Annotated in this window: 8 protein-coding genes; 4 read left to right on the top strand and 4 right to left on the bottom strand. The window is 69.9% G+C overall.

The genetic code is table 11. The annotated features are described in order from the left end of the window. The 3 genes from DBR22_RS24710 to DBR22_RS17445 form a co-directional block, all read left to right on the top strand. Window positions 1-511 (top strand): PEP-utilizing enzyme (locus DBR22_RS24710; protein WP_258229269.1); only part of this gene is annotated, 511 nt, incomplete at its 5' end. A 20-nt stretch (window positions 512-531) separates the two neighbouring features. Further along, complete coding sequence (locus tag DBR22_RS17450) at window positions 532-1,128, top strand: dihydrofolate reductase family protein (protein ID WP_108600063.1); 597 nt, start codon at window positions 532-534, stop codon at window positions 1,126-1,128. A gap of 6 nt (window positions 1,129-1,134) precedes the next feature. Next, complete coding sequence (locus DBR22_RS17445; RefSeq protein WP_108600062.1) at window positions 1,135-1,941, top strand: alpha/beta fold hydrolase; 807 nt, start codon at window positions 1,135-1,137, stop codon at window positions 1,939-1,941. Here the strand turns inward: DBR22_RS17445 and DBR22_RS17440 are convergent. Next, window positions 1,938-2,867 carry a 2-hydroxyacid dehydrogenase gene (locus DBR22_RS17440; RefSeq protein ID WP_108600064.1) on the bottom strand — a complete coding sequence of 310 codons (930 nt, stop codon included), beginning with the start codon at window positions 2,865-2,867 and terminating at the stop codon, window positions 1,938-1,940. The two genes, DBR22_RS17445 and DBR22_RS17440, sit on opposite strands and share 4 nt — an antisense overlap. Window positions 2,868-2,966: 99 nt before the next feature. Between DBR22_RS17440 and DBR22_RS17435 the strand changes: the two genes are divergently transcribed. Continuing rightward, a complete protein-coding gene (locus DBR22_RS17435; RefSeq protein ID WP_108600061.1) occupies window positions 2,967-3,416 on the top strand; it encodes an SRPBCC family protein in 450 nt (149 codons plus the stop codon). Here the strand turns inward: DBR22_RS17435 and DBR22_RS17430 are convergent. From DBR22_RS17430 to DBR22_RS24705, 3 genes are all read right to left on the bottom strand, one after another. Then, on the bottom strand, window positions 3,400-4,641 hold the full coding sequence (locus DBR22_RS17430) for a YncE family protein (RefSeq protein WP_108600060.1): 1,242 nt from the start codon (window positions 4,639-4,641) through the stop codon (window positions 3,400-3,402). The genes DBR22_RS17435 and DBR22_RS17430 overlap by 17 nt on opposite strands. A gap of 46 nt (window positions 4,642-4,687) precedes the next feature. Further along, complete coding sequence (locus DBR22_RS17425) at window positions 4,688-5,191, bottom strand: GNAT family N-acetyltransferase (RefSeq protein ID WP_108600059.1); 504 nt, start codon at window positions 5,189-5,191, stop codon at window positions 4,688-4,690. Window positions 5,192-5,234: 43 nt separating this feature from the next. Beyond that, a partial coding sequence (locus DBR22_RS24705) for a helix-turn-helix transcriptional regulator (RefSeq protein ID WP_258229268.1) occupies window positions 5,235-5,679 on the bottom strand: 445 nt, incomplete at its 5' end.

Raw genomic sequence — 5,679 nt, 5'->3', positions numbered from 1 at the left:
GGCCATTACCGGGGCGGAGCGGCCAGTGCGGGCCGCCGCTGTCGAGGAGCGGAAAATGCTGTGGCGCGGCCAGCTGAAGGCTGCTGCCCCACAGATGCTGCCGGAGAGCCGCTGGATGGAAAAGTCTTTGACGTCCATGATGCCCGCGGGCTCGCAGCACCAGGCCGGCGACATCATCAAGGGCACGGGTGCGAGCTCGGGCCGGGTCACCGCTCCGGCGCGCGTGCTGAGGGGGCCGCAGGATTTTGCCCTGATGGTGCCCGGGGAGGCGCTGGTGGCCCGGAACACCACACCCGCGTGGACACCGCTCTTTGCGATGGCCTCCGCCGTGGTCACGGATGTGGGCGGGCCGTTGAGCCACAGCTCCATCGTGGCCCGGGAGTACGGGATCCCTGCGGTGCTGGGCACCGGGGTGGCCACCCAGCGTCTCGCCAACGGCCAGCAGATCCGGGTGGACGGCGACGCCGGCACCGTCATGATCGAACATTCCGGCCCTACTCAGGGGCCGTGAGCGGGTGGCATGATGTGCGCATGAGCCAAGTCACGTGCGATCTGACCATCTCCCTCGACGGCTACCTCGCGGGCCCGAACCAGAGCATGGCGGAACCGTTGGGCGAGGGCGGCGAGAGCCTGCACCGGTGGCAGTTCGAGGAACCTGAAGCCCACACAGCCGAAAGGGAAGGCATCCTCGCGGCCGGCGCCTTCATCATGGGCCGGAACATGTACGCCGGGCCCGGCCCCGGGCCGTGGGCTGAGGACTGGCGGGGTTGGTGGGGTGAGGAGCCGCCCTATCACGCACCCGTCTTCGTCCTCACCCACCATGCACGGAAGCCCCTGGAGATGGAGGGCGGCACCACGTTCAACTTCGTCACCGACGGGATCGAAGCGGCGCTGGCCCAGGCCCGCGAGGCCGCCGGCAGCAAGGACGTGGCCATCGCGGGCGGCGCCCAGACTGCCCGGCAATACCTGTCGGCAGGGCTGATCGACGAACTGCGGCTCCACATCTCGCCCATGGTCCTGGGAGCGGGCGAGCGGCTGCTCGACGGCGTGGGGAGCCTCAAGCTCGAGCCGACGGAGGTGCGCGGCAGCAGCCTGGTCACCCACGTCCGGTATCGGGTCACCCGGTGAGCAGCCATGGACGCGGAGATCCGGGACCTGGCGCTCCGCACCGGCATCACGGTGCCGTGCCTGGTCAGGGACAGTACCGACGGCGACGCCGACTCACCACCGGTGCTGCTGCTCCACGCGTGGGGCGAATCCCGCGGCAGCTTTGACCGGCTGATACCCCTGCTGGCGGACTTCCGGGTCTACGCGCCGGACCTGCGCGGGCAGGGCGAAGCGGACAAACCGGAGGGCGGTTACTCCCTGGCGGAACAGGCTGAGGACGCCGCAGCGATCCTGGAAGCCCTCAACGTGCCCCGGGCCGCCGTCGTCGGCTCCTCCAGCGGAGGGTACGTCGCGCAGCAGCTCGCCGTTACCCATCCGGAAAGGGTGGCTGCGCTGGTGCTGGTGGGCTCGCCGTTGAGCCTTCAGGGACGGACCACGTTCGCCGACGAGGTGGACCGTTTGAGGGACCCGCTCGACGAGGACTGGGTCCGGGCCTCGTTGTCCTGGTTTCCCCTGCACCACCACGTGCCGGAGTGGTACATCGAGGACCGGGTGCGCGACGGCCTCAGGATGCCCGCCCGCGCATGGAAAGGGATCCTGGCTGGCCTGCGCGAAGCAACGCCGCCCACGGACACGGGAACCATCGAAGCGCCCACGCTGATTCTCTGCGGTGCCCAGGACAAACTGCTGCCACGTGGTGACCAGGAAACCCTCGCCGCCCGGATCCCCGGCGCAGTGTTGAAGGTCTATCCGGACGTGGGCCACGTGGTGCTGTGGGAGTGCCCGGAGCAGGTGGCAGAGGATACGGCGGCGTTTCTTGCGTCCCTCGGTTAAGGGGATTCGCCGCCAAGCACCACGTTGACCGGTTTCTGTCCGGCCTGCAGCAGCCCGATCTGCTTCCGGATCAGCCGCGCCATCCGCGGCAGCATGGCCGAGCTCGCGCCGCCCACGTGCGGGGTGATCAGGACCCCCGGCACGTTCCAGAGCGGGTGGTCCTGCGGCAGCGGTTCCGGATCCGTCACGTCCAGCGCCGCCCGCAGCCTGCCGGAGGAGGTTTCGCGCAGCAGCGCTTCGGTGTCGGCCACCGGCCCGCGCGCCACGTTCACCAGCAGCGCCCCGTCGGCCATCGCTGCGAGGAACCTGCCATCCACCAGGTGCCGGGTCTGTTCGCTGAGGGGAACGCTGACCACCACAATGTCGTGCAGCGGCAGCTGTTCGTCCAGGGAATCAATTCCGTGGATCCTGCCGCGCTCATCGTCGCGGCCCCGGCTGGCCAACCGTGTCACCTCCGCCTCGAACGGCAGCAGCCTGGCCTCGATCGCCTTCCCCACTCCCCCGTAGCCCACCAGCAGCACGCGCCGGTCGGCCAGGCTGGGACGCTGCGAGTTGTCCCAGGTGCCAATCGCCGCATTCCGCACAAAGTCCGGGATCCCCCGCTGGCTGGCAATGATCATGCCCACCGCAAGCTCCGCCGTCGACGTCTCATGGACACCCGCGGCATTGGCGAAAAGGCACCCGGCGGGCAGAACCGCGGCCACGCCGTCGTACCCGATCGACTGGCTCTGCACCAGCCCCACCTGCACCGAATCCAGTGCCTTCAGCGGCGCCGCCCCGCCCATGTACGGCGGCACCACCATGTCCAACGGGTCCGCCGGGGCGGGCCCGGTCAGGTCCCACAGCAGAAGTTCGACGCCGGCGGACGGCTCGAGTGCCGCCAGCAGCTTCTGATCGGGCAGGCTTACCCGCAGTTTCCGTGACACGGCCAGATCGGGCATGGATGGCTCCTTCTCTCAGTTCACCTGACAGTTAACCAGCTTGGCGGCCTTCCGCCCGCGTCCGGCGGGTGCGAGAGTGGGACCATGACTGAGCAAACCGGCGGGCTGGTCCTGAATCTTGAATGCACGCTCGCCGCACCCCCGGAACGCGCCTTCAGGATGCTGACCGAGGCCTCGGAGCTGGTGAAGTGGTGGGGGCCGCACGGCTTCATCATCCCCGCTGCCGACGTGAACCTGGTGGTGGGCGGACGTTACCGGTTCCGCATGACGCCGCCGGACGGCGAGCCCTTCCACCTCTCGGGTGAGTACCTCGAGATCGATCCGCCGTGGCGGCTGGTCTACACCTTCAACTGGGAGGAACCCACCCCGGACGACGGCGAAACGGTGGTGGACCTCTCGCTCGGGAGCGCCGGGTCCGGCACCCGCCTGGTGCTCTCGCAGGGGCCGTTCCTCACCGAGGAGCGGCTGGCCCTGCACCGGGACGGCTGGACTGAATCCTTCGAGAAGCTGAGGACGGTCACTGACCCTGGCTGAGGGTCCACGCCGGGACGTCCGGCCGGTCCTTCCGACGGCGCCGCGCCACCGCGATCAGGGCACCGGCACCACCAAGGAACACCACGGCGGCCGCGGCGGCAATAGCCGGAAGACCCGGTGCGGCGGCAGCGCCGTCGGACGCCTGGGCTGCGGCCCCTGACCCGCCGGCGTCGGGCACCCCGGCGGCAGCCGGCACAGGGCCGGGCCCTTTCTTGGCCCAGCCAATCACGGTCAGGGACCTGCCGCCCCGGTTGACCACCACCACTGATCCGTCGGCCCGCACCGCCATCCGGCCCGGATCCTCGCCGGTGGCAATGGTTTCAGCAACGGCGCCGGCGCCGGCCTGGATGACCGAGACCGTGTTGTCCGTGCTGTTGGACACGTAGACGGTGCCGTCCGGGGCGGCCACCACCTCCTGCGGTGCGCCGCCCACCGGGATCCGCCTGGCCACTTCAGTACCGCCGGGTTCGATGACCGCGACGTCGTTGGTCAGGATGTTTGCCACATACACGGTTCCGTCCGGGGCGGCCGCGATGCCGTGCGGGTGGGCCTTCGCGCCGACGCTGATGGTGTGCGACGGGCTGGGCGAACCCGCGGGGACCACGGTGACTGTGCCTTCATATTCGTTGGCGGCATAGAGCGTCCCGTCCTTGGCCACCGTTAGCTCCACCGGATAGGGCCCGGCCTGGATGGTGCGCTCGGTCCAGGTGCGGCCGGGCGGGACCACCGAGGCACTCCCCTCCGCCGGGTTGGCCACGTACACCGATCCGTCCGGCCCCGCCGTGAGCCAGTGCGTGCCCGGGCTCACGGCGATGGCATAGTCCGGTTTGGCCGCACCGGCGGAGACCACTCCGATCTCGGCCTGCCCGGAGTCCGTTGTCTGGAGCACATACAGCGTCCCGTCCGGCGTCATCGCCAAGGATGAGGGAAACCGCCCCACGGTTATGGTGCGGGACGCCCGGGTTTCTCCGGGCTCGAACACGGCGACGCCGCCCGCCCAGTGGTAGTCACTGACGTACAGCGTCCCGTCCGGGGCGGACACCACACCCAGGGGCTGGAGGCCGGTACCGACCTCGGTTGCGTCGCGTGACGTTGCGTCGTCGGCCAGTGCCGGAAGGGCGGCGACGGCGGGGGCCAGCAGCAGCCCGGCCGCCGCCAGCAGTGCCGTCCCGGCGCGGAATGCCGTCCTCGCCCGGAATACGCGGCGCAGCAGCAAGTTGTTCATCAGCTTCCCCCAAAACCGCCGCTGACCTGCGGCAACGGCTTCGATCCTACCCGTCCCCCGCGGACCGGACCATCCGGAATTCGGGCAGTTCTTCCCATTCGGGTGGCAGCAGCCCGCGCTTCCCGTCCGGGCGGAAGCCGTGCTTGCGGTAGAAGGCCGCCGCCCGCGGATTGTCCGCCAGCACCCAGAGATACGCCGGGCTTTCACCAATGGCGGCACTGAGCAAAGCAACAGCCAGTCCGCTGCCGTGCGTCCGCCGGAGCGTGTACAGCGAATACAGCTCCAACGCCTCGGGGCCATCCTCATCCCGTCCCGGGCCGGCGTCGGCGAATCCCACCAGCTCACCGTCTGGGTCGAAGGCGATGATCCGCGGATCGGCGCTTGCCAGGGAGGGACGGCGGCGTTCCACCCGTTCGGGAATCGCGGCGCGCCGGGCGCGGAAGAACTCCGCCGACAACTGGTGTCCGTAGGTCTCCTCATGGGCGATGGTGTGCATGAGCACCAGCGCCTCGGCGTCCTCCGGGGTGGCCTGCCGGATGTGAAAGTCCATCAGCCCAGCCTAGCCAGCATCTTCTCGCTGCCAGGCACGCCGGTCAGGCCAGCAGCTTCGCCACCAGTTCCCCGCGGCTGCCCACGCCCACCTTCTCGAAGAGCGCCTTCACATGGTCGTGCACGGTGTGCGGGGAGATGAAGAGGTGGCGGGCGATCTCCGCCGTCGGGCTTCCCGCCAGTACCTCCATGCAGACCTCCCGTTCCCTGGCGGTGGCTCCGTAGGCCGTCAGCAGCAGGCTGACCAGGTCCTGCGTGGTGGCCGGTTCCACGGTGACCACCATCTGTTCGGGATCATCGCCCGTGATGAGCCGGCTGGCCTGCAGCACCACCCAGCTGTTCCCGGCGTCGCGCATCCTGGCGCGGGCGGTCCCCGACGCGGCAGCGTGCGCCCGCGCCACTGCAGCGTACAGCGTCATGGTGAAGCGGCCCGGCGCCGCGTCCTCCACCTCGGCCAGCCACGAGGCAGCGGCTGGCGTGGCCGCCTGC

Source organism: Arthrobacter sp. HMWF013 (assembly GCF_003061105.1).
GTDB lineage: Bacteria > Actinomycetota > Actinomycetes > Actinomycetales > Micrococcaceae > Arthrobacter.
Note: the sequence above shows the minus strand (reverse complement) of the source record. Positions and strands in the feature narration are given on the sequence as shown.

Excerpts from the sequence above, each read along its gene's own strand:
- DBR22_RS17450 (WP_108600063.1), top strand. The coding sequence starts at position 532 with ATGAGCCAAGTCACGTGCGATCTGACCATCTCCCTCGACGGCTACCTC.
- DBR22_RS17435 (WP_108600061.1), top strand. The coding sequence starts at position 2,967 with ATGACTGAGCAAACCGGCGGGCTGGTCCTGAATCTTGAATGCACGCTC.
- DBR22_RS17445 (WP_108600062.1), top strand. The coding sequence starts at position 1,135 with ATGGACGCGGAGATCCGGGACCTGGCGCTCCGCACCGGCATCACGGTG.
- DBR22_RS17425 (WP_108600059.1), bottom strand. The coding sequence starts at position 5,191 with ATGGACTTTCACATCCGGCAGGCCACCCCGGAGGACGCCGAGGCGCTG.
- DBR22_RS17430 (WP_108600060.1), bottom strand. The coding sequence starts at position 4,641 with ATGAACAACTTGCTGCTGCGCCGCGTATTCCGGGCGAGGACGGCATTC.